Consider the following 22,203-nt stretch of genomic DNA (forward strand, 5'->3'; position numbering starts at 1 on the left):
TTTACGTTCAGGGGTTGACCTGGCTCAACTCGACGTGAAAACGGCAGCCGTTAGGCTCCATGGTACTCAGGCTGACGCTCCAGCCCTGGCTTTCGCAGATCCGTTGCACCAGCGACAGGCCAAGGCCCAGGCCTTCACCGCGTTTTTCGCTGCCGCGTACGAAAGGCTCGAACATCGCTTCACGCTTGTCTTCGGGAATACCCACGCCGGAGTCTTCCACCACAAAACCGCTGGGTTCGAGGGTCAAGCGGATAAACCCGTGTTCGGTGTAATGCAGGGCGTTGCGCAGCAGGTTACCCATCACCGCGTGCAAGAAGGTGGTGTTGTAGCGGGTATCCAGCGGCGCACCCGGCTGGTAAATCAGTTCGAGGCCCTTTTGCTTAACTGGCTCGCGCCAGATGCCGAGTAAGTCCTCTGCCACCTGCGTCAACGTGACTTGGGCCGACATCGCCGAATCATCGTGTTTGGCGCGGGCCAGCATCAGGAACGTTTGCACCAGTTCACGCATCTCTTCGCAGGCACGGGCAATCCGTTCGACTTGGTTACGGCCGCGCTGATCAATCGCCGGGTTTTCCAATAGCAATTCGCACGAACTGGCCAGCACCATCAACGGCGTGCGCAATTCGTGGCTGACGTCACTGGTAAACAATTGCTCGCGAGACAACGCCTGGCGCAAGCGGCCCAGCGTGGCGTCGAAGGCCACCGCCAGCTCGCCGACTTCATCGGCCGCGTAATCCGGCGCCAGCGGCGGCGCCAACCCCAGCAATTGATCGCGATGACGCACCTGGCGGGCCAGGCGCACAACCGGAGCCATCACCTTGCGCGCAAGCACCCAACCGAGGAACACCGCCAGCGCCAAGCTGAGCACGAAGCCCACCAGCACCACGGCAAACAGAACGCGCTCGCGCTCTTCGAAATCACTTTGGTCCTGCAACAGCACATAGCGCCGACCATCCACCACTTCGACCATGGCGTGGTACGACAGCGCCTCGCGAAACACTTCATGAAAACCCGGTTCGAGGTGGCGCAGATCTTTGGGCAGCTCGAAATCGCCACGCCCGCCGCTGAAATAGAACAGTTGATCCGGCTCCGGGCGATGGCTCCAGTCCTCAACGCTGTCCATCAACAGCAGGCGTTGCAAGTCGCCACCGAGGCCCGCCGAGATCAGTTTTTCTTCCACCAGGTGCACGGTGGCAACGATGCCCATGGCGAACGCCCCCGCCACCAGCGCACTCATCAAGGCAAAGGCGATGATGATCCGCTGGGCAAGGCTTTGCTTAAACTCCATCTCGACCCTCGGCCAGGCGATAACCCACACCGTGCACGGTTTGCAGCAGTGGTTTGGCAAAGGGCTTATCGATGACCTGGCGCAATTGGTGAACATGGCTGCGCAGGCTGTCACTGTCCGGGCAGTCATCGCCCCACAGCGCTTCCTCAAGAATTTCGCGACGCAGCACGTGCGGGCTCTTCTGCATCAACACCGCGAGCAGTTTCAGGCCCACCGGGTTGAGCTTGAGCAGGCGCCCTTCGCGGGTGACTTCAAGCGTATCAAGGTCGTAGGTCAAGTCGCCCACTTGCAGGGCACGGCGCCCGCCGCCTTGGGCACGGCGCAGCACCGCTTCGATGCGGGCGGCCAGTTCCGACAAGGCAAACGGTTTCAGCAGGTAATCATCGGCGCCGGACTTGAAGCCCTGCAGCCGGTCGTCCAATTGGTCGCGGGCGGTGAGCATGATCACCGGCGTGTCGCGGCGCGCGTCCTCACGCAGGCGTTTGCACAAGGTGTAGCCGTCAATGCCAGGCAGCATGATGTCGAGCACGATCAAGTCGTAATGCTCGGTGGCGGCCAGGTGCAGGCCCGACAAACCGTCCTGCGCACAGTCGACGGTGTAGCCTTTTAGCCCCAGGTAATCCGCCAGGTTGGCCAGAATATCGCGGTTGTCTTCAACCAATAAAATTCGCATGGGCAGTGTCTCCGTACGCGGTAGCCGCCGTGTTGGCTCGCGCAGCTTAAGGCCAAGCGGGGCTCAGGGATAGACCTCAAAGGCCCGCCGATACAGGTTTTCAACCTATTGTACAAACCAACAAGTTTTTCACTATAGCTTCACAAACTGACTACAGTGTCAGGCCGAAGATCACCGCCCATCGATATAAGGAACATGGACATGGGGTTTCTCAAAACTGCGCCTATGCGCTTTCTGCTGCTCGTCACCAGCACCTGGCTGGTTATTTTCCTGCTCACGCGCAGCGTGCTGCTGATCACCCACCTCAACGAAGTAGACGGCAACCTGCTGCCGGTGTTTGGCGTCGGTTTGCTGTATGACCTGGGTTTTTTGGCCTTTGCAGCGTTGCCGCTGGGCCTGTATTTGCTGCTCTGCCCGCCCGCGTTGTGGCGCCGCCGTGGCCATCGCTGGTTCCTGCAAGCGGTACTCAGCGTCAGCCTGTTCGCGATGCTGTTTACCTCGGTGGCCGAATGGCTGTTCTGGGATGAGTTCGGCGTGCGCTTCAACTTTATTGCCGTCGACTACCTGGTGTACTCCAATGAGGTGCTGAACAACCTGCTGGAGTCGTACCCGATCGGCAAACTGCTGAGCCTGCTGGCGATGCTCGCAATTGTCTTGAGCCTAGCACTGCGCAAACCTTTTAATGCCGCGATGAGCGCGCCGTTGCCGCCGATGCGTGGTCGCCTGTTGAGCGCCCTGAGCCTGCTGGTGGTCGCTGGCCTCAGCCTGCAACTGATCAGCCAGGACAGCCCGCGTGCCCAAGGCGGTAACGCCTACAAAAACGAACTGGCAAGCAACGGCCCGTATCAGTTTTTCGCGGCCTTCCGCAACAACGAGCTCGATTACACGCAGTTTTACAAAAGCCTGCCGGACGCGGTGGTCGCCAAGCAAATACGCGCTGAACTCAGCGAACCGAATGCTCGTTTCATCGGCACAGACCCACTGGACATTCGCCGCGCCATTGATAACCCGGGCACGCTGCGCAAACCCAACATCGTGCTGGTGACCATCGAAAGTTTCAGCGCCAAATACATGGGCAGCAATGGCGACGGGCGCAACCTCACGCCCAACCTCGACGCCCTGCGCAAACAGAGCCTGTACTTCAATAACTTCTATGCCACCGGCACCCGCACGGACCGAGGCCTGGAGGCGATTACGCTGGCGATTCCGCCCACGCCTGGCCGCTCAATCGTCAAGCGCATTGGCCGTGAAAGCGGTTTCGCCAGCCTCGGCCAACAACTCGGCGCCATCGGCTACGACAGCGTGTTCGTCTACGGCGGGCGCGGCTACTTCGACAACATGAACGCGTTTTTCAGCGGTAACGGTTACCGGGTGGTAGACCAGAGCAGCGTGCCTGAAGCAGAAATCTCCTTCAAAAACGCGTGGGGCATGGCCGATGAAGACCTTTACCGGCAAACCCTGAAACTGGCCGACGCTGATTACGCCAAGCAACAGCCGTTCTTGTTGCAACTGATGACCACCTCCAACCATCGCCCCTACACCTACCCGGACGGGCGCATCGATATAAAGTCCGGCAATGGCCGTGACGGCGCGGTGAAATACACCGACCACGCGATCGGCGAGTTCCTTGACGCAGCACGCCAGAAGCCGTGGTTCGATAACACGATTTTCGTGTTTGTCGCCGACCACACCGCCGGCAGCGCGGGCAAGGAAGACCTGCCAATCGAGAACTACCAGATCCCGCTGTTCATCTATGCACCCAAGCTGATCGATGCGCGTGAAAGCGCGCAACTGGCCAGCCAGATCGACCTTGCGCCGACCTTGCTGGGCCTGATCAACCTGAGCTACGAGTCGACCTTCTTTGGCCGCAACCTGTTGCAAGACAACCCGCTGCCACCGCGCGTGGTGGTCGGCAACTACCAGCACCTGGGGTTGTTTGACGGCACCGACCTGGCGATTCTCAGCCCGCGCCAGGGCTTGCGTCGCCACGACCAAGCCTTGGGCGAAAGCCAGGAGCGACGGGTGGACAGCGATGACCCGTTGATCCAACGCGCAATTACCTACTACCAGGCCGCCAGCTATGGCTTCAAGCAACAGTTGCTGAGCTGGAAAGGCACAAAGGCCGCGGTGCCACAACTGAGCGAACGCTAAGGTCGCAGCCAAACGGCGCATAAAAAAACCCCGCCTGCATCACTGCAGGCGGGGTTTTTTTAGTGCTGGGTAAGGCTGGCTTACATCATGCCGCCCATGCCACCCATGCCGCCCATGTCTGGCATACCGCCGCCAGCCGAGCCTTCAGCCTTAGGCTTGTCGGCAATCGCAGCTTCGGTGGTCAAGATCAGGCCACCGATGGAGGCTGCCGCTTGCAGCGCAGAACGGGTCACCTTGGTAGGGTCCAGGATGCCCATTTCGATCATGTCGCCGTAGACGCCAGTCGCAGCGTTGTAACCGTAGTTACCTTTGCCGTTCTTGACTTCGTTGACCACAACGCTCGGCTCGTCGCCGGAGTTGGCAGCGATCTGACGCAGCGGCGCTTCAACAGCGCGGCGCAGCACAGCGATACCAACGTCTTGATCGGCGTTGTCGCCTTTCAGACCGGTCAGGGCTTCCAGAGCACGGATCAGCGCAACGCCGCCGCCAGGTACCACGCCTTCTTCAACGGCTGCACGGGTTGCGTGCAGGGCGTCTTCAACTCTGGCCTTTTTCTCTTTCATTTCAACTTCGGAGCCAGCGCCAACCTTGATCACTGCAACGCCGCCGGACAGCTTGGCCAGACGCTCTTGCAGTTTTTCACGGTCGTAGTCGGAAGACGTTTCGGCAACCTGGGCACGGATCTGAGTGATGCGAGCCTGGATGTCCTGCTCTACGCCAGCACCGTCAACGATGATGGTGTTTTCTTTGGAGATGGTCACGCGCTTGGCGCTGCCCAGGTTTTCCAGGGTGGCGCTTTCCAGGCTCAGGCCGATCTCTTCGGAGATGACGGTACCGCCGGTCAGAACAGCGATGTCCTGCAGCATGGCCTTGCGACGGTCGCCGAAGCCTGGAGCCTTGACGGCTGCGACTTTAACGATGCCACGCATGTTGTTCACTACCAGCGTCGCCAGGGCTTCGCCTTCAACGTCTTCGGAAACGATCAGCAGTGGGCGGCCGGCTTTGGCAACGGCTTCCAGCACTGGCAGCATTTCGCGGATGTTCGAGATCTTTTTGTCGACCAGCAGGATCAGCGGGCTGTCCAGCTCGGCAACCATGGTCTCTGGCTTGTTGACGAAGTACGGGGACAGGTAGCCACGGTCGAACTGCATGCCTTCTACAACCGACAGTTCGTTTTCCAGGCCAGAGCCTTCTTCAACGGTGATCACGCCTTCTTTACCGACTTTTTCCATGGCTTCGGCAATGATGTCGCCGATGGAGCTGTCGGAGTTGGCGGAGATGGTGCCGACCTGAGCGATGGCCTTGGTGTCAGCGCATGGCTTGGACAGGTTTTTCAGCTCGGCAACAACGGCGATGGTCGCCTTGTCGATGCCGCGCTTGAGGTCCATCGGGTTCATGCCGGCAGCGACGGCTTTGTAGCCTTCGTTGACGATAGCCTGAGCCAGAACGGTAGCGGTGGTGGTGCCGTCGCCTGCGTCATCGTTGGCACGGGAGGCAACGTCTTTGACCAGCTGCGCGCCCATGTTCTCGAAACGGTCTTCCAGTTCGATTTCTTTTGCGACGGAAACGCCGTCCTTGGTGATGGTCGGAGCGCCGAAGCTCTTCTCGATGATCACGTTACGGCCTTTTGGGCCCAGGGTCGCTTTTACTGCGTCAGCCAGGACGTTAACACCGGTGAGCATTTTTTTACGGGCGGAGTCGCCGAATTTAACTTCTTTAGCAGCCATGATCGATAATCCTTAAATACTTTGGAGTAACGGGAAAATGAGCGGGAAAATCAGCCTTCCAGAACAGCCAGAATCTCGTTCTCAGCCATTACCAGCAGGTCTTCGCCGTCGATTTTCACCGTGTTGCTGCCGGAGTAAGGGCCAAATACAACCTTGTCACCGACTTTAACGGCCAGCGCACGCACTTCACCGTTTTCCAGAGTCTTGCCTGGGCCTGCAGCGACGATCACACCGTGGTTGGCTTTTTCAGCAGCCGAACCTGGCAGAACGATACCGCCAGCGGTTTTCTTTTCTTCTTCGCTGCGACGGATAACGACGCGGTCGTGCAGAGGACGAAGCTTGCTCATTGTCGATCTCTCCTAATTGTGTTTTTCATCGGCCGGTATCAGTACCGGCGGTTTGTATTCCGGCGGTGCCGGTCGCGCTTCGCCAAGCGAAACGCGGAAGTCTGTCTGGTGTCGCCACCAGAAACCTTGCGGTGACCGTTACATAAGGGCGTATGCGCCTATTACAAGGGGCCGCGGCGTAAATTTTTTTGTGTTTTGCGGTGGTTAAAAGCAACACGGCACCCGAAGGTGCCGTGCCAGTAAGCGGGTTATTTGCTGTCGCGGTGTTCGAACTCGCCTTCGATCACATCACCTTCACGCCCCAGCGGCTGGCGCGGCGCGGGGCCACCGCGCGGTTGCAGGTCATCGGCAAACGCACGCTGGCGAATAGCCGCCTCTTCGGCGCGTTTACGCATCTTGTTCGCCAGCACTTTGCGGGTGATCGGCAGCAGCATGACCAAACCGACAACGTCGCTGACAAAGCCCGGCAGAATCAACAGACCGCCCGCCAAAGCCATCATCAGGCCTTCAAGCATGGTCTGGGCTGGCAGTTCGCCGCGATTCAGGCTTTCACGCGCACGCAGCGCCGTGGCCAGGCCGGCGACACGCAGCACCAGAACGCCGAGCATCGAGCCGAGAATAATCAGCAGCAGCGCCGGGAAGAAGCCGATCGCGCTGCTGACTTTGACGAATACGAACAGCTCCAACACCGGGAACAGCAGAAAGAGCAATAAAAAAGGGCGCATCAAATGGTTCCTCAACGCAAGAATGCCTTGCCAGTCCACCTTAGATGACGTCGCCATTTCGTGAATTCAAGCGTTAGCGGCCTCTTTTTTCGGCCATGCCTCGGCGTGAGCCAATGAAACCAGGGCTTCGCGTACTTGTGTCGGCGTATTGCAAGGCGCGGCAAACGGCAGCCAATGCAAGGATTGATCGATACGCAGGTGCATGCCTTCGCTGTCGATACCGGCCAATTGAGCGGGTTCGCGGGCAGGCAAGCCCGTCAGCGCGACGTAATGCGCGATGGCCTTGGCGTGGTCGCTGTTCATGTGTTCGATCATGCTGCGCTCGACCTTGCCGGCAAACGGGTTGGCCAACGTTAGCTGGTCGACCCAGTGAATCGCGCCAAACCCGCCGATATAACGGTGACGTACCGGCTTGAGCACCCAGAAATCGAAATCGTGGGCCTTGTGATAGTTGGCCGAATCGGGAAAGTAGCGGTAATAACGCTCGGCGGCCGCTTCAATGGCGCCCGCGTCTTCGAGTTTTTCGGCTTCGGCCAGGTACGTCAGGCGCCCCACCGCTTGCACATCATCAGCCTCGCGCTCACCCACCAGCAGCGAACATTTGGGGTCTTTTTGCAGGTTGTGGGTGTGTTGAGCGATGCGACTGATCAGGATAATCGGGCGGCCCTGATCGTCGAGGCAGTATGGCACCACCGACCCGAAGGGGAACCCCGGAATGGCTTTGGACAGTGTGGAGAGTGCCCCACGGTATTCCTTGAGCAGCAGCTCTCGGGCGTTTTTGGCAACGTGCGCGCTCAACGTATGACTCCTTGGGTATTGCACCGCCCATAGCCTGGGATGTCTATGGGAATCAATCTCAACACAAGGTAATCAATAAGCGCGCAGGTTGCCAGTGGCGGCCCGCGAGGTTTTGTCGGGTTTTATTACCAAGCCACGCCAAAGCCTGCGGTATAGCGCGTCTTGCTCAAGTTGCTTTGCGAGTCGCCACTGATGATGTCGCGTTCCGCCTTAAGGTTGAGTGACGCCCACTCGGTGACCTTGTAGCGCAGGCCCATTTCCGCATCCAGGGAGTAATCAGCCGGCCCGGCGAGTGGTTTGCCCACTTCACCGTTGGTGAAGAATTCGACCTTCTTGCCGATCAGGTAGCGGTTGTAGTTCCACTTCATGGCCAGGGAATAGAAGTTGGTCTTGCGGTCGTCGCTGTATTGGTAATCGGTGCGGTTGACCAGCGAGCCGAGGGAGAACGCGCCCAGCTCATCATCCCAGAACTGGTAGCCCGGGCCGGTACCGACGGTGCGCTGGCGAGACAGGTCTTCGACCTTGTCGCGCTTGTAGGTCAATCGGCCTTGCCAGAACCAATGTTCGGTAAGGAAACGGTCCAGGTCATATTCCAGTGCCCAGTTGTCAGTCGTGGTCACATCATCCTGAAACTCGCGGTTGTACTCGCCCTGGCCGGTATGCCGCCATTGGCCATGACGCGCGGTGGTCTTGAAGTCGACATCGTAATCATTGGTGTCTTTATCGGCGCGCTTGTAGTCCAGCGCCATGTCGACATTGCCCTTCCACACCAAATCTTCAATAACCGGCTTGGGCTTGAGAATCTGCTGGATACTCGCCAACTCCACAGTCTTGGGCGCCTCGCCATTGGCCAGCACTACCTTGCCGTCATCCGCGGGTTTCAGCGATTTAGCCTTCTCGCCGGAATAAGCGTCCTGCCTGACCAATAACTCCTGGTCGCTTTCGAGGGTTTTGACCTGCTTCCAATCCACCGGAATTGCGCCGGCGTAATCGGTCTGGATCAGCAGTTTGCCACCGTCGAAGACCTTGATCTTGCCGGTCAGGCGGTCACCGTTCTTCAACCAGACGGTGTCAGCCATCAACGGCGTGGAGGCACTGAAAACAGCAAGGCACAACAGGGTTCTGGACAACATAAGCGGATTCGGGGCTCAAGTTTGACAAAAAGGGCAGCATTATCGTGTTAGATAACGTCTTAGCAACCACTGACTCAGGTATTTGTATTCGGTTCACTGCTCAGGCGCCTATTTACAGACGTTTCTTACAATTACGCAGACAATTTCAACGGATATACCCACAGTGAAGCAACCCGCAGAACCCCCGCAAAGCCCTGCCGACATCCGCCGCACGGCGCTCTACCTGACCCTGGCGCAAGTGCCCGCAGGTTGCGTGGTGAGCTATGGCGAGTTGGCACATCTCGCCGGGCTCGGCCGCGCCGCCCGCTGGGTCGGGCGTACGCTGAGCCAACTGCCCGAGGACACCCGCTTGCCCTGGCATCGGGTGCTGGGTGCCGGCGGTCGGATAAGTTTGCCGGTAGGCAGTGCCTCAGGCGACGAGCAACGTGCGCGTTTACGCGGCGAAGGTGTCAGTATCCTGAACAATCGCGTTGATATTCAGCGTCATGGCTGGCGCCCGGTAGAGGACAGCGGTTAGAGTGCGCGCTTTGTTTCCGCAAACCTGAGGCAGACTCCAGCCCATGCCCCGTAAAACCTGGCGCGCCGCGCTCGCCGCCTATGCCAGCCCCTCGACGTTGGTCCTGTTGTTGCTCGGCTTCGCCGCCGGCTTGCCTTACATGTTGGTGTTCTCGACGCTTTCGGTGTGGTTGCGTGAGGCCGGTGTGGCCCGCGAGACCATCGGCTATGCGAGCCTGATCGGTTTGGCCTACGCCTTTAAATGGGTCTGGTCGCCGCTGCTCGACCAATGGCGCCTGCCGCTGCTCGGTAAACTCGGACGCCGTCGTTCCTGGCTGGTACTGGCCCAGACGCTGGTGATCCTCGGGTTGATCGGCATGGGGTTCTGCGACCCGCAAAAACACCTGTCCTGGCTGATCGCCATTGCCGTAATTGTCGCGTTCGCTTCGGCCACGCAAGACATCGCGGTGGACGCCTATCGCCTGGAAATCGCCGACGACAGCCGCCAGGCTGCACTCGCCGCCAGCTATATGTCCGGCTATCGTATCGCCGCGCTGCTGGCCACGGCCGGTGCACTGTTTTTTGCCGAAGGCTTCGGCTCGACGGGTTTTAACTACAAACACTCGGCGTGGACCGGCACTTACGTGTTGTTCGGCCTGCTGATGATTCCGGCGCTGTTGACCACCCTGTTCATGCGCGAACCGAATGTGCCACTGCGCACCCAATTGCAGGCAGGTCGCTACACCTTCGTGCATCAGTTGGTGTCGGTGTTTGTGCTGATCGTGCTGCTGGTATCAGTCCCGGCGATGTTCACCCAGCTGTACAACACCGATTTCGCCAGCGTGCTGTTCCACGGCGTCAGCCTGTGGGAATTGCTGATGGAAGATCGCGCCTTCCTGCGCGCCATCCTCTATATCATCCTCACCGCGCTATGCCTGTCGGCCATGGGCCGTCGGGGTTTGGCGCCGGTATTAACGCCGGTCAACGACTTTATCCTGCGCTACCGCTGGCAGGCGTTGCTGCTGCTCGGGCTGATTGCCACCTATCGCATGTCCGACACGGTGATGGGCGTGATGGCCAACGTGTTCTACATCGACCAGGGTTTTACCAAGGACCAGATCGCCGGGGTCAGCAAGATCTTCGGCCTGATCATGACCTTGCTCGGCGCTGGTATGGGCGGCCTGCTGATTGTGCGGTTCGGCATTTTGCCGATTTTGTTTATCGGCGGCATCGCCTCGGCCGGCACCAACCTGTTGTTCGTGATGCTCGCCGACATGGGCCCCGATCTGCAGATGCTGATCTTCACTATTTCCCTGGATAACTTCAGCTCGGGCCTGGCCACATCGGCGTTTGTCGCCTACTTGTCGAGCCTGACCAACCTCAAGTTTTCCGCGACCCAATATGCACTGCTCAGCTCGATCATGCTGTTGCTGCCACGCTTGATAGGTGGGTATTCGGGCGTGATGGTAGAGAAGTTCGGTTACCACAATTTCTTCCTGATCACCTGCTTGCTGGGGCTGCCGACGTTGTTTCTGATTGCCTTGCACTGGTTTCAGGAAAACCGCCGAATTCGGCTGAATCCTCCCAAAGAAGACTGACACACCGCGTCAATGTGGGAGCCAGCTCCCACATACCCCTGTGCATTCTGATGCCTGTACTCCAGCAGCCAGCGCCCGTACAATCCCAAGTCATTTCAAGTCCAAGCAACCGACAACGGCCTACCATGCGTACCAGTCAATATTTGCTCGCCACACAGAAAGAAACGCCTTCCGACGCGGTCGTCATCAGCCACCAGCTGATGCTGCGCGCCGGCATGATCCGCAAACTGGCCTCCGGCCTGTACACCTGGCTGCCCATGGGCTTGAAGGTGATGCGCAAGGTCGAAGCGATCGTTCGCGAAGAGATGAACGCCGCCGGCTCTCTGGAAGTGTTGATGCCGAGCACCCAACCGGCTGAGCTGTGGCAGGAATCCGGGCGCTGGGAAGAGTACGGCCCCGAGTTGCTGCGCTTCAAGGATCGTCATGGCCGCGATTTCTGCGCCGGCCCGACCCATGAAGAAGTCATCACCGACCTGATGCGCAACGAGCTGAGCAGCTATAAACAGTTGCCGCTGAACCTGTATCAGATCCAGACCAAATTCCGTGACGAAATCCGCCCACGCTTCGGTTTGATGCGCGGCCGCGAATTCATCATGAAGGACGCCTATTCGTTCCACGCCGACCAGGCGTCCTTGCAGGTCACTTATGACCGCATGCACCAAGCTTACTGCAACGTGTTTACGCGCCTGGGCTTGAAATTCCGCCCGGTTGAAGCGGACAACGGCTCCATCGGCGGCGCCGGCTCCCACGAATTCCACGTGCTGGCAGAATCCGGCGAAGACGACATCGTGTTCAGCAACGGTTCCGACTACGCGGCGAACATCGAGAAAGCCGAAGCGGTGCCACGCGAAACGTCGCGCCCTGCGCCGTCTGAAGAACTGCGCCTGGTAGACACGCCTGAGACCAAGACCATCGCGGCCCTGGTGGAAAAATTCAATCTGCCGATTGAAAAGACCATCAAGACCCTGATCGTGCGCGCCGAGGAAGAAGGCAAGCTGATCGCTCTGGTGATCCGTGGTGACCACGAACTCAACGAAATCAAAGCCGCCCAGCAGCCAGGCGTGGCCAGCCCGCTGGTGATGGCCAGCGATGCCGAACTGCGCGACGCCATCGGCGCCGGTGCCGGTTCCCTCGGCCCGCTGAACCTGCCGTTGCCGATCATCATCGACCGCTCGGTCGAGCTGATGAGCGACTTCGGTATCGGCGCGAACATCGACGACAAGCATTACTTTGGCGTGAACTGGGAGCGCGACCTGCCGGTTCCGACCGTGGCCGACCTGCGTAACGTCGTGGCCGGTGACCCTAGCCCGGACGGCAAAGGCACACTGGAAATCAAGCGCGGCATCGAAGTCGGGCACATCTTCCAGTTGGGCAACAAGTACAGCCAGGCGATGAATTGCAAAGTGCTGGGCGAAAACGGCAAGCCGGTCATCCTCGAAATGGGCTGCTACGGCATTGGCGTATCGCGTGTGGTTGCCGCTGCCATCGAGCAGAACAACGATGAGAACGGCATTATCTGGAGTGACACCCTGGCGCCGTTCCAAATCGCCCTGGTGCCGCTGCGTTATGAAACCGAGCAAGTGCGCGAAGCCACCGACAAGCTGTATGCCGAACTGACGGCTGCCGGTTTTGAAGTGTTGCTGGATGACCGGGACAAGAAAACCAGCCCGGGCATCAAGTTCGCCGACATGGAACTGATTGGCATCCCGCACCGGATCGTGGTCAGTGACCGCGGCCTGGCCGATGGCAACCTGGAATACAAAAGCCGGACCGAAGCCAGCGCCCAACCGTTGCCGGTGGCTGACGTGCTGTCTTTCCTTCAGGCGCGTATTCGTCGCTGAAAACCAGATCAAGAGAAGTCATGTTCAAGCGAAACACCAGAGCCCTGGGGGGCGCCGCCTTGTGCGGCGCCCTGCTCGTCAGCGGCTGCGCCAACCAGATGTCGCAACGCAGTGAGCACGAGGAGCGGGTCGAGCGCAAATTGCTCGATCACAGCCTGCAAATAGATGTAGGTGAGCCCAAAGTGCTGGACCTGCCGCAACGCCGGGTGCGTATTCACGAACAAAAGACCTTTGAGGTCACCGAATTCGACGTCACCCGCCGTTACGATCGTTACACGCCCTACCAACCCTGGCGCAAACTCTATGAGATGCCGCTGGGCGCGGTCGCATTGGTGGCGGGCGCCGGAGCCAACGTGGCGAATATCTTTGCCCTCGGCAACCTGCCCACCAGCATGACCCACGACTGGCTGAGCTACGGCGTGGACGGCATCAACCCGTTCATGAACGTGCAATCCCACGGCCGTGCGCAACAGAACCTGGCGGGCATCGATGAAGTCCAGCGCGACAAGCGTGTGGAGTATTCGAGCCTGCCCTGGAGCGAACGCCCGGTACAGGTCACCGCCGGCAAGCAGACCCATGAGCTGACCACCGACCGCAACGGCGTACTGCGCCTGAACCTGTTGGACAGCCCGTTTGCCGAACAAGACCTGAACCGCGTCAGCACGCTGAAAATCAGTGTGGAAGATGGCCAGGACGATGTGCACACAGACTCAACCCTGGCGATCAGCAATACCCTGCGCGGCAAGTTGCTGGAAGCGCATGGGCTGATCTACGACGACTTGGAAGACGACGAAGTCAACCAGTGGGTACACCGGGTCAAGCGCTTGGCGGAGTTGGGTCTGGAAGAAGAAGCCAGTGAACTGGAACAAAGCCTGATCGAACTGACGCGCAATGATCCCGAGTTGCAGCAGGAATTCCTGCAAGCACTGACCAAGGATGCAGGGCGATTGGTAGCGGACCCCGGCGCGCGCTGAGTGTTCAGCGCCGAGTAAACATCCAAATGTGGGAGTGGGCTCCCACCTTTTTGGGCTCCGGTTTTTACCAGCAGAACTCGAGCTGTTCGTTACCGCTGCTGAGGTCCAGCAACCTGACCCCAATCCCCAACAACCGAACCGGTTTGCCGCCGCGATTGAACGCTTGGGTCAACAGCTGTTGATAACTTTCCAGGTCGCGCCCTGCCCCGGCTTGCTCCAGCGTGGTCTGGGTAAAGTCATGAAACTTCACTTTGACGAACGGTTTGCCTGCGCGATAACTGCTGTCGATGCGCGCTATGCGCCCGGCGAGGGTTTCCATCAGTTCGGGCAACTTTGCCAGGCAGCTTGAGAGGTCCGGCAGGTCCACATCGTAGGTATTTTCGACACTGATGGATTGCCGACGGCTGTCGTTCTGCACCACGCGGTCATCAATTCCACGCGCCAGGCTCCAAAGCCGTTCGCCAAAACTGCCGAACTCGCGCACCAGCGCCAGCTTGTTCCATTCGCGCAGTTGCAGGCAGTCTTCAATGCCCAGGCGCGCGAGCTTATCGGCGGTGACCTTGCCGACGCCATGCAGCTTCTTCACCGGCAACTGCGACACAAAGTCTTCGATCTGATCGGGGGTGATCACAAACAGGCCGTTGGGCTTCTTCCAGTCGCTGGCGATCTTGGCCAGAAACTTGTTCGGCGCCACGCCCGCAGACACGGTGATATGCAACTGGTTAGAGACCCGACGGCGAATGTCTTGGGCAATACGCGTGGCACTGCCACCAAAATGCGGGCTGTCAGAAACATCCAGGTACGCTTCATCCAGCGACAACGGCTCGATCAGGTCGGTGTAGTCGCGAAAAATCGCCTGAATTTCCTTCGACGCCTCTTTATAAGCATCCATGCGCGGCTTGACGATGGTCAGGTCCGGGCACAGCTTCAAGGCGTGACGCGAGGACATGGCCGAGCGCACCCCGTAGGCTCGCGCCTCGTAGTTGCAGGTAGCGATCACGCCTCTGCGATCCGCCGAGCCGCCAACCGCCAATGGCTTTTGCGCCAGGTTGGGGTCGTCGCGCATCTCGATGGCGGCGTAGAAGCAATCACAGTCGACGTGGATGATTTTGCGCTGCGTCATATAAACGGGGGGTGTAATCCTACGGGCAGCCAGTATCGCACTCACCCCTGTATATAGCACCAGTAGTTTGAATCTTCCGTTTGAGCGGTAGGAAAACTCGCCGATGGATTTATTTTTTCAATCGAACCTGGACTACCGATAGAGCTGAAACCCTCGGCCCGACTGGCCCTGCGCCACTTCACGGCCTGCTTCTCGGCGCTAACCGATTGAACCACAAGCGCTTTTCTTCAATTCACAGGTTGACACACCTGCATTCCTCTGTAGAATGCCGACACACAGACGCGGGATGGAGCAGTCTGGTAGCTCGTCGGGCTCATAACCCGAAGGTCGTCGGTTCAAATCCGGCTCCCGCAACCAAACATCAAAAAAGGCTACTCGAAAGAGTGGCCTTTTTTGTGCGCGTGTATTTTTCACCTGTAAGAAAATTGTAAGACAAAAAATTCTTTGCCTGTCCCGCACTTACCGCGCGCAGCCATCATGAAACCGCTAATTCACACTTATTTGACCTATTCGCCCATTAACGGTTGACACCCTGCCGTTGCGCTGTAGAATGCCGCCCACAGACGCGGGATGGAGCAGTCTGGTAGCTCGTCGGGCTCATAACCCGAAGGTCGTCGGTTCAAATCCGGCTCCCGCAACCAAACATCAAAAAAGGCTACTCGAAAGAGTGGCCTTTTTTGTATCTGATAAAAAAGCTCTTCTGAAACAATGGCATGGCATCTTTCATGAAACCGTATGCGGTTTGTAGAGTCCATGTCATTGCAAGCTATGCTCAATGCTCAAGCGCTACCCTCTACGACCAATGGCCGCTGTCGCCCCACCCGGCGATAAGCGTTAATATTTGTAATTATTTTGTCCATAGGGATTGGTAACTTGGCTGGATACCTCCATCCTGTCGCGCACAATCCACGAGGTGATTGATGCGCGCCAACTCGTCTGAACCACAAGACACTGTCACAGCGACACAACCGATCACTCCCACCCGTTTGCGTTGGCTGGATCTGTTGAGCAAGTACCGTCAGCCCATCGGGCTGGGCGTTACCCTGTTGCTGTTCGCAATAGCCCTGATCGCCTGCCGACACTTGCTGCTGGAGCTGGACCTCTACGCCCTCCACGACTCGATACTGGAAGTGCCCAAGCCCGCCCTGCTGGGTGCGTTTGGCGCGGCCGTCGCAGGTTTTATCATTCTGCTGGGCTATGAATTCTCCGGCGCGCGCTACGCCGGGGTAAAACTGCCTGCCAAGACCCTGGCCCTGGGTGGCTTCACCGCCTTCGCCATCGGCAATGCCATCGGCCTGTCGATGCTCTCGGGCGGTTCGGTGCGCTACCGTTTATATGCACGCCATGGCATCGGGGCTTCGGAAGTGGCGCACATGACCGTGTTCGCCAGCCTGGCCCTCGGCACTGCCCTGCCGCCGCTGGCCGCCTTGGCCACGCTGAGCAACTTGCCGGCTGCATCGACTTACCTGCATTTATCGCAAGGCTTGCTCGGTGGCATTGCCGGTGCGGTGCTGCTGTTGTCGGCCGCGCTGTGCATCGGCATTTATCGTCGCCGTTTGCCGGAACAACCTTACCCGGACAACCTGTTGGTCAAGGCTGGGCGTCGCACCCTGCGCCTGCCCGGCCGCCGCCTGACCTTCCTGCAATTGATCATCACCGCGCTGGACGTCGCCGCTGCCGCCACCGTCCTTTATATGCTGCTGCCCGAAGCGCCGCCGTTCGGCCCGTTCCTGCTGGTGTACCTGCTGGCCCTGGCCGCAGGCGTACTCAGCCATGTACCGGGCGGCGTGGGTGTGTTTGAAGCGATTCTGCTGGCGGCATTCGCCGACAAACTCGGTGCCGCGCCATTGGCTGCCGCCCTGCTGCTGTACCGGATGATCTACGTGGTGCTGCCGCTGCTGATCGCCTGCGTGTTCCTGCTGGTCAACGAAGCTCAGCGCCTGTTCCAGACCCAGCAAAGTTTGCGGGTTGCCTCGGGCCTGGCCGCGCCGGTGCTGGCTGTGCTGGTTTTTTTGTCAGGCGTGGTTCTGCTGTTTTCCGGCGCCACGCCAGAAATCGACTCACGCCTGGAAAACATCGGCTTCCTGATTCCCCACCGCCTGATTGATGCCTCGCACTTTGGTGCCAGCCTGATCGGTGTGTTGTGCCTGTTGCTCGCTCAAGGCCTGCGTCGACGCTTGTCGGCTGCCTGGATGCTGACCATGGTGCTGCTGCTGACCGGCGCCCTGCTGTCGTTGCTCAAAGGCTTCGACTGGGAAGAAGCCAGCTTGATGATCATGACCGCGGTGTTGCTGGCGATCTTCCGTCGCTCGTTCTACCGCGCCAGCCGCCTGACCGAGCTGCCATTCTCGCCGCTGTACCTGGTGGCCAGCGTGTGTGTGCTGGGCGCTTCGATCTGGCTGCTGCTGTTTGCCTATCAAGACGTGCCGTACAGCCATCAACTGTGGTGGCAGTTCACCCTCGACGCCAACGCCCCACGTGGCTTGCGCTCATTGCTGGGTGCAGCGGTGCTGCTGGTGATTGTGTCGCTGACCTGGCTGCTGCGCACTGCACGCCCGATCATCCACTTGCCGACACCGGATGAACTGGCCCGCGCGACTAAAATTCTGATGGCCTCATCCCAACCCGATGGCGGCCTGGCGCTGACCGGTGACAAGGCGCTGCTGTTTCACCCCAACGACGAAGCCTTTCTGATGTACGCGCGCCGCGGTCGCAGCCTGGTGGCGTTGTACGACCCGATTGGGCCAACGCAACCGCGCGCCGAGATGATCTGGCAGTTCCGCGACCTGTGCGACATCCATCACGCCCGCCCGGTGTTCTATCAGGTGCGCGCCGAGAACCTGCCGTACTACATGGACATCGGCCTCACCGCGATCAAGCTGGGCGAAGAAGCCCGCGTCGACCTGAAACGCTTTGACCTGGAAGCCAAGGGCAAAGAGATGAAGGACCTGCGCTACACCTGGAACCGGGGCACGCGGGACGGTCTGTCACTGGAGATCTTCGAGCCGGGCCATGCGCCGATGGACGAACTCAAAGTGATCTCGGATGCTTGGCTGACCGGCAAGAACGTGCGCGAAAAGGGCTTCTCCTTGGGCCGCTTCAGCGACGACTACCTCAAGCACTTTCGCATCGCTATCATTCGCTTCGAAGGGCGCACGGTGGCCTTCGCCAACCTGCTCGAGACCTACAACCACGACCTGGCCAGCCTCGACTTGATGCGTGCGCACCCTGACGCGCCAAAGCTGACCATGGAATTTATGATGGTCGGCCTGATTCAACATTATAAGAACCACGACTACGCCCGCTTCAGCCTCGGCATGGTGCCGTTGTCGGGCCTGCAACCACGACGTGGCGCGCCACTGACCCAGCGCCTGGGTTCGATGGTGTTCCGCCGTGGCGAGCAACTGTATAACTTCCAAGGTTTACGCCGCTTCAAAGACAAGTTCCAGCCTGACTGGGAACCCCGTTATATGGCCGTGCCCGCAGGACTTGATCCGCTGGTGGCACTGGCTGATACCGCCGCCCTGATTGCGGGCGGCTTGACTGGATTGGTGAAACGCTGATGATTCGACGCTCCTGGCGGTATGTCTTAGCCTTTGTGGTGCTGCTTGCGCTGATCTCGGCGGGTGGCTTCTGGTACATGAAGCGCCCTGCCGCGCAACCGGCGCTGGAGCAACTGCCCCAGGCCGACGGTTCGGTGATGACCCGCGTCACCCCGGCAGGCACTGCCAAAGCCCGTGTGGCAGTGGCCGTTATGGCCGATGAAACCCTCACCGACAGCCAACTGATCGCGCTGAGCCAAGGCGGCGCGGCGCAAATTGTTCAAGTGATCCTGCCCAAAGATGACTGCGCGTTGCAAGAACAAGCCTTGCAAAGCGCACTGGCCCAACTTAAAGGCCCGGCGACGCTGGTCAGCGGCATCGGCCCTGGCGCGGCACTCGCCTGGCGCTGGCTGGCCACGCAGAACGACGACAAGGCCAACGCGATCTCTGTTGGCTTCGCGTTGGTGCAGGAAGGGTGCAAGGACCCGCTGCCGAAAACCGCCGCGCATGGCAATTGGCTGGTGGCGTGGAACGATAACCCGGACGATGAAAGCGCCAGTTTCGTACGCGACACACCGCGCGCGACCACCAGCATCAGCGACTACGACATTCACTACCCGCAAGTGCTGAACAACGAACTGCGCAAGCAGCTTGTCGGTTCGGATAACGGCGGCCTGGCGATTCCTGTGGTCGAAGTACCGGCTGGCCAGGCTAAAGACACCGTCACGCTGTTCCTTTCCGGTGACGGCGGCTGGCGTGACCTGGACCGCGACGTGGCCGGTGAAATGGCCAAGATCGGCTACCCGGTAGTCGGCATCGACACCCTGCGCTATTACTGGCAGCACAAAACCCCGGAGCAAAGCGCCAAAGACCTCACCGAACTGATGCAGCATTACCGTCAGAAGTGGGGCACCAAGCGCTTCGTGCTGACCGGTTATTCGTTCGGTGCCGACGTACTGCCAGCGATTTACAACCGCTTGCCGGAAAACGAACAGCAACGCGTCGATGCCATCATTCTGCTCGCGTTCGCGCGCACCGGCAGCTTTGAAATCGAAGTGGAAGGCTGGCTGGGCAACGCCGGCAAAGAAGCCGCTACCGGCCCGGAAATGGCCAAGCTGCCGGCTGACAAAGTGGTGTGCATCTACGGTGCCGAAGAAGTCGACGAGAGTGGCTGCACCGACAAGACCGCTGTTGGTGAGGCGATGAAGCTGCCGGGCGGGCATCACTTTGATGAAAACTACCCGGCGCTGGCCAAGCGTTTGGTGGACATCATCGTGAAGCATCAGGCCAAGGATAAAACCGAGTAAGCCTGAGGTTTGCATCAATCAAAAATGTGGGAGAGACCTTGGTCCCTCCCACAGTTGGTTTTGGGGCGTGGCCAATAACTAGCGCGGTTCGATGTGCGCAATCATCAGTTGCACGGTTTCCTGCCCACGAAACTCGTTCACGTCCAGCTTGTAGGCCAATTCAACCCAACGCACCGTCGGGTTGGGCCAGACCTCACGGTCCACGCCAAACGCAATGCCATCAAGCTTCACAGACCCGCATTCGCTCTTGAGCACCACTTTAAGGTGCCTCTCGCCTACCACGCGCTGCTCCACCAACTGAAACACACCGTGAAACAGCGGCTCGGGAAAATGCTGCCCCCACGGCCCGGCATGTCGCAGTGCGCGCGCCAGCTCCAGATGAAACTCTTCCACCGCCAGCGTGCCATCGGTCAGCAGGCGCCCGGTGAGGTCTTCTTCACGCAGTTGCCGACGCACTTCGGCATCAAAGGCTTCGGCAAACAACGGAAAATTCGCTTCAGGCAGCGTCAAACCCGCCGCCATCGCGTGGCCGCCGTATTTGGCGATCAGGTTGGGGTGCTGGCTTGCCACTACCGCCAACGCATCACGGATGTGAAAACCCTGCACGGAGCGCCCAGAGCCCTTGAGCAGGCCATCACCGGCATCCGCAAAGGCGATGGTCGGGCGGAAGTAACGCTCTTTCATGCGTGACGCCAGAATACCGATCACGCCTTGGTGCCATTCCGGGTCGAACAGGCACAGGCCGTAAGGCATCGACTCCACCGGCAGGTCCTTAAGCTGGGCAAGCGCCTCACGCTGCATGCCTTGTTCGATGGATTTGCGGTCCTGGTTCATGCCGTCAAGCTGCGCAGCCATCTCGCGTGCGGACGCAACGTCAGTGGTGAGCAGGCATTCGATGCCCAGGCTCATATCATCCAGGCGCCCGGCGGCGTTGAGCCGTGGCCCCAGAATAAAACCGAGGTCGGTGGAGGTAATGCGCGCATGGTCGCGCTTGGCGACTTCGAGAATCGCCTTGATGCCGGGCCGAGCGCGACCGGCGCGAATACGCTCAAGGCCTTGATAGACCAGGATGCGGTTGTTGGCGTCCAGCGGCACCACGTCGGCGACGCTGCCCAGCGCCACCAGGTCGAGCAGTTCACCGATGTTCGGCTGGGGCTTGCTGTCATACCAGCCCAGGCTGCGCAAACGCGCGCGCAAGGCCATCAGCACGTAGAAGATCACGCCGACACCGGCCAGCGCCTTGCTGGGGAACTCACAACCGGGCTGGTTCGGGTTGACGATGGCGTCTGCCGCCGGCAATTCATCGCCCGGCAAGTGATGGTCGGTGACCAACACCTGCAACCCCGCCGCTTTGGCCGCCGCCACGCCTTCGACGCTGGAAATGCCGTTGTCCACGGTGATCAGCAACTGCGGCTCACGCTGCAGCGCTACCGCGACGATTTCCGGGGTCAGGCCATAGCCGTACTCAAAGCGGTTCGGCACCAGGTAGTCGACATGCGCCGCACCGAGCAAACGCAGGCCCAGTGTACCGACCGCGCTGGCAGTGGCCCCGTCGGCGTCGAAGTCACCGACGATCAGGATGCGCTGGCGCTGCTCCAGGGCCGTCACCAACAGGTCCACCGCCGCATCGATGCCCTTGAGCTGCTGATAGGGAATCAACCGCGCCAGGCTCTTGTCCAACTCGGCTTCCGACTGCACCCCGCGCGCGGCGTAGAGACGGGTCAACAGCGGCGGCAATTCACCGAGAAACGGCAGTACAGCGGGCAACGGGCGAGGATCAATACGCATGGGACGTCGGGAAGTTCTCTATAGGGGAAACGTAAGCCTCAAGCCTCAAGCCTCAAGCTTGTAGCTTGTAGCTTGTAGCTTGTAGCTTGTAGCTTCAAGCTTGCAGCTGCTTCTATTCGTCGCGCTCGCCGACCAGCCATTCCAGCTGGACTTCATGCTGGCCACGGTCATCGGTGACGAAGAGTGTGCCTTCACTGATCATCACGTCCCATTTGATAACGCGAGGCATGTCCTTGGCCAGGGTTTCGAGGATTTCCTGCGGCACGGCGGCGATGTGCACGTTTTTCAGGTTTTTGGCCACGGGCACTACTTTGCCTTCCCACACGCGCAGGCTGCCGTAAGCCAGCAAACTGGTGCGTTCGGTGCGGCGCGAACACCAGGTCAGGCGATCAGCGTCGGGCTGACCGACTTCGATCCAGTGCAAAACCCGATCATCCAGGCTTTTTTCCCACAGCGCCGGTTCGTCCACATCTGACAGGCCACGACCGAACGCCAACTGCTCGTTGTAAAACAGCGCGTAGGCCAGCAGACGCACTGTCATGCGCTCTTCGGTTTCGGAAGGGTGGCGGGCGATGGTCTGTTTGACGCTCTCGTACACCGAACGGTCGAGGTCGGTGAGGTTCAGTTCGAATTTGTAGGTCGTGGACGGCTGGGCCATGAACGGGCTTCTAGAGACAGGGAAAGGCGGCCAGT

The 22,203-nt window shown here is 59.5% G+C and carries 17 protein-coding genes and 2 tRNA genes; 9 read left to right on the plus strand and 10 right to left on the minus strand.

Features of this window, described 5'->3' with window-relative positions:
- Positions 1 to 7: 7 nt before the first annotated feature.
- Entirely contained in the window at positions 8 to 1,288 is a 1,281-nt protein-coding gene (locus ACOZK9_RS00875; protein WP_058414783.1) for a sensor histidine kinase, read from the minus strand.
- Positions 1,278 to 1,961, minus strand: coding sequence for a two-component system response regulator ColR (colR, locus tag ACOZK9_RS00880; RefSeq protein ID WP_058414784.1), 684 nt, complete (start codon positions 1,959 to 1,961; stop codon positions 1,278 to 1,280). The genes ACOZK9_RS00875 and colR overlap by 11 nt, the downstream gene beginning before the upstream one ends.
- A 201-nt stretch (positions 1,962 to 2,162) precedes the next feature.
- Between colR and ACOZK9_RS00885 the strand changes: the two genes are divergently transcribed.
- Positions 2,163 to 4,112 carry an LTA synthase family protein gene (locus ACOZK9_RS00885; protein WP_421555105.1) on the plus strand — a complete coding sequence of 650 codons (1,950 nt, stop codon included), beginning with the start codon at positions 2,163 to 2,165 and terminating at the stop codon, positions 4,110 to 4,112.
- An 80-nt stretch (positions 4,113 to 4,192) separates the two neighbouring features.
- On the opposite strand, the gene groL is transcribed toward ACOZK9_RS00885, so the two are convergent.
- The 5 genes from groL to ACOZK9_RS00910 all read right to left on the minus strand — a co-directional run bounded on the left by groL (position 4,193) and on the right by ACOZK9_RS00910 (position 8,842).
- Complete coding sequence (groL, locus tag ACOZK9_RS00890) at positions 4,193 to 5,839, minus strand: chaperonin GroEL (protein WP_058414786.1); 1,647 nt, start codon at positions 5,837 to 5,839, stop codon at positions 4,193 to 4,195.
- A 50-nt stretch (positions 5,840 to 5,889) separates the two neighbouring features.
- The gene (locus tag ACOZK9_RS00895; RefSeq protein ID WP_058414787.1) at positions 5,890 to 6,186 is read right to left on the minus strand and encodes a co-chaperone GroES; all 297 of its coding nucleotides are present in this window, start codon (positions 6,184 to 6,186) and stop codon (positions 5,890 to 5,892) included.
- A 248-nt stretch (positions 6,187 to 6,434) separates the two neighbouring features.
- Positions 6,435 to 6,911 (minus strand): FxsA family protein, encoded by a 477-nt coding sequence (locus ACOZK9_RS00900; protein ID WP_058414788.1) that lies wholly within the window; start codon positions 6,909 to 6,911, stop codon positions 6,435 to 6,437.
- A gap of 66 nt (positions 6,912 to 6,977) precedes the next feature.
- Positions 6,978 to 7,709 (minus strand): HugZ family pyridoxamine 5'-phosphate oxidase, encoded by a 732-nt coding sequence (locus tag ACOZK9_RS00905; RefSeq protein ID WP_152750543.1) that lies wholly within the window; start codon positions 7,707 to 7,709, stop codon positions 6,978 to 6,980.
- Positions 7,710 to 7,834: 125 nt separating this feature from the next.
- Entirely contained in the window at positions 7,835 to 8,842 is a 1,008-nt protein-coding gene (locus ACOZK9_RS00910; RefSeq protein WP_058414790.1) for a DUF481 domain-containing protein, read from the minus strand.
- Positions 8,843 to 8,984: 142 nt separating this feature from the next.
- On the opposite strand from ACOZK9_RS00910, the gene ACOZK9_RS00915 reads away from it, so the two are divergent.
- The 4 genes from ACOZK9_RS00915 to ACOZK9_RS00930 all read left to right on the plus strand — a co-directional run bounded on the left by ACOZK9_RS00915 (position 8,985) and on the right by ACOZK9_RS00930 (position 13,750).
- Positions 8,985 to 9,359: an MGMT family protein gene (locus ACOZK9_RS00915; protein WP_421555315.1), complete on the plus strand. Its 375-nt coding sequence runs from the start codon at positions 8,985 to 8,987 to the stop codon at positions 9,357 to 9,359.
- A 43-nt stretch (positions 9,360 to 9,402) separates the two neighbouring features.
- Positions 9,403 to 10,935 carry an AmpG family muropeptide MFS transporter gene (locus ACOZK9_RS00920; protein ID WP_058414792.1) on the plus strand — a complete coding sequence of 511 codons (1,533 nt, stop codon included), beginning with the start codon at positions 9,403 to 9,405 and terminating at the stop codon, positions 10,933 to 10,935.
- Positions 10,936 to 11,060: 125 nt separating this feature from the next.
- Positions 11,061 to 12,776 (plus strand): proline--tRNA ligase, encoded by a 1,716-nt coding sequence (locus ACOZK9_RS00925; RefSeq protein WP_058414793.1) that lies wholly within the window; start codon positions 11,061 to 11,063, stop codon positions 12,774 to 12,776.
- A gap of 20 nt (positions 12,777 to 12,796) precedes the next feature.
- The gene (locus tag ACOZK9_RS00930; RefSeq protein WP_058414794.1) at positions 12,797 to 13,750 is read left to right on the plus strand and encodes a hypothetical protein; all 954 of its coding nucleotides are present in this window, start codon (positions 12,797 to 12,799) and stop codon (positions 13,748 to 13,750) included.
- Positions 13,751 to 13,814: 64 nt separating this feature from the next.
- Here the strand turns inward: ACOZK9_RS00930 and dinB are convergent, their stop codons facing one another.
- The gene (gene dinB / locus ACOZK9_RS00935) at positions 13,815 to 14,873 is read right to left on the minus strand and encodes a DNA polymerase IV (protein ID WP_058414795.1); all 1,059 of its coding nucleotides are present in this window, start codon (positions 14,871 to 14,873) and stop codon (positions 13,815 to 13,817) included.
- Between the two features lie 280 nt (positions 14,874 to 15,153).
- Here dinB and ACOZK9_RS00940 point away from each other — a divergent pair.
- The 4 genes from ACOZK9_RS00940 to ACOZK9_RS00955 all read left to right on the plus strand — a co-directional run bounded on the left by ACOZK9_RS00940 (position 15,154) and on the right by ACOZK9_RS00955 (position 19,722).
- Positions 15,154 to 15,230 (plus strand) — tRNA-Met (locus ACOZK9_RS00940).
- 207 nt (positions 15,231 to 15,437) lie between these two features.
- Positions 15,438 to 15,514, plus strand: a tRNA-Met gene (locus ACOZK9_RS00945).
- A 279-nt stretch (positions 15,515 to 15,793) separates the two neighbouring features.
- The gene (gene mprF / locus ACOZK9_RS00950; protein ID WP_058414796.1) at positions 15,794 to 18,436 is read left to right on the plus strand and encodes a bifunctional lysylphosphatidylglycerol flippase/synthetase MprF; all 2,643 of its coding nucleotides are present in this window, start codon (positions 15,794 to 15,796) and stop codon (positions 18,434 to 18,436) included.
- On the plus strand, positions 18,436 to 19,722 hold the full coding sequence (locus tag ACOZK9_RS00955; protein ID WP_152750130.1) for a virulence factor family protein: 1,287 nt from the start codon (positions 18,436 to 18,438) through the stop codon (positions 19,720 to 19,722). The genes mprF and ACOZK9_RS00955 overlap by 1 nt, the downstream gene beginning before the upstream one ends.
- A gap of 78 nt (positions 19,723 to 19,800) precedes the next feature.
- Here the strand turns inward: ACOZK9_RS00955 and recJ are convergent, their stop codons facing one another.
- Both recJ and ACOZK9_RS00965 read right to left on the minus strand, forming a co-directional pair.
- A complete protein-coding gene (gene recJ, locus ACOZK9_RS00960) occupies positions 19,801 to 21,510 on the minus strand; it encodes a single-stranded-DNA-specific exonuclease RecJ (protein ID WP_421555106.1) in 1,710 nt (569 codons plus the stop codon).
- A 112-nt stretch (positions 21,511 to 21,622) separates the two neighbouring features.
- Positions 21,623 to 22,168, minus strand: a complete 546-nt coding sequence (locus tag ACOZK9_RS00965) for a YaeQ family protein (RefSeq protein WP_122250654.1) — start codon at positions 22,166 to 22,168, stop codon at positions 21,623 to 21,625.
- Positions 22,169 to 22,203 lie beyond the last annotated feature (35 nt).

It is taken from the genome of Pseudomonas kitaguniensis (assembly GCF_049199985.1).
GTDB classification, from domain to species: domain Bacteria; phylum Pseudomonadota; class Gammaproteobacteria; order Pseudomonadales; family Pseudomonadaceae; genus Aquipseudomonas; species Aquipseudomonas kitaguniensis.

Excerpts from the sequence above, each read along its gene's own strand:
- dinB (WP_058414795.1), bottom strand. The coding sequence starts at position 14,873 with ATGACGCAGCGCAAAATCATCCACGTCGACTGTGATTGCTTCTACGCC.
- ACOZK9_RS00965 (WP_122250654.1), bottom strand. The coding sequence starts at position 22,168 with ATGGCCCAGCCGTCCACGACCTACAAATTCGAACTGAACCTCACCGAC.
- ACOZK9_RS00925 (WP_058414793.1), top strand. The coding sequence starts at position 11,061 with ATGCGTACCAGTCAATATTTGCTCGCCACACAGAAAGAAACGCCTTCC.
- ACOZK9_RS00875 (WP_058414783.1), bottom strand. The coding sequence starts at position 1,288 with ATGGAGTTTAAGCAAAGCCTTGCCCAGCGGATCATCATCGCCTTTGCC.
- ACOZK9_RS00955 (WP_152750130.1), top strand. The coding sequence starts at position 18,436 with ATGATTCGACGCTCCTGGCGGTATGTCTTAGCCTTTGTGGTGCTGCTT.
- ACOZK9_RS00920 (WP_058414792.1), top strand. The coding sequence starts at position 9,403 with ATGCCCCGTAAAACCTGGCGCGCCGCGCTCGCCGCCTATGCCAGCCCC.
- ACOZK9_RS00885 (WP_421555105.1), top strand. The coding sequence starts at position 2,163 with ATGGGGTTTCTCAAAACTGCGCCTATGCGCTTTCTGCTGCTCGTCACC.
- colR (WP_058414784.1), bottom strand. The coding sequence starts at position 1,961 with ATGCGAATTTTATTGGTTGAAGACAACCGCGATATTCTGGCCAACCTG.
- recJ (WP_421555106.1), bottom strand. The coding sequence starts at position 21,510 with ATGCGTATTGATCCTCGCCCGTTGCCCGCTGTACTGCCGTTTCTCGGT.
- ACOZK9_RS00930 (WP_058414794.1), top strand. The coding sequence starts at position 12,797 with ATGTTCAAGCGAAACACCAGAGCCCTGGGGGGCGCCGCCTTGTGCGGC.
- ACOZK9_RS00910 (WP_058414790.1), bottom strand. The coding sequence starts at position 8,842 with ATGTTGTCCAGAACCCTGTTGTGCCTTGCTGTTTTCAGTGCCTCCACG.
- mprF (WP_058414796.1), top strand. The coding sequence starts at position 15,794 with ATGCGCGCCAACTCGTCTGAACCACAAGACACTGTCACAGCGACACAA.
- ACOZK9_RS00900 (WP_058414788.1), bottom strand. The coding sequence starts at position 6,911 with ATGCGCCCTTTTTTATTGCTCTTTCTGCTGTTCCCGGTGTTGGAGCTG.
- groL (WP_058414786.1), bottom strand. The coding sequence starts at position 5,839 with ATGGCTGCTAAAGAAGTTAAATTCGGCGACTCCGCCCGTAAAAAAATG.
- ACOZK9_RS00895 (WP_058414787.1), bottom strand. The coding sequence starts at position 6,186 with ATGAGCAAGCTTCGTCCTCTGCACGACCGCGTCGTTATCCGTCGCAGC.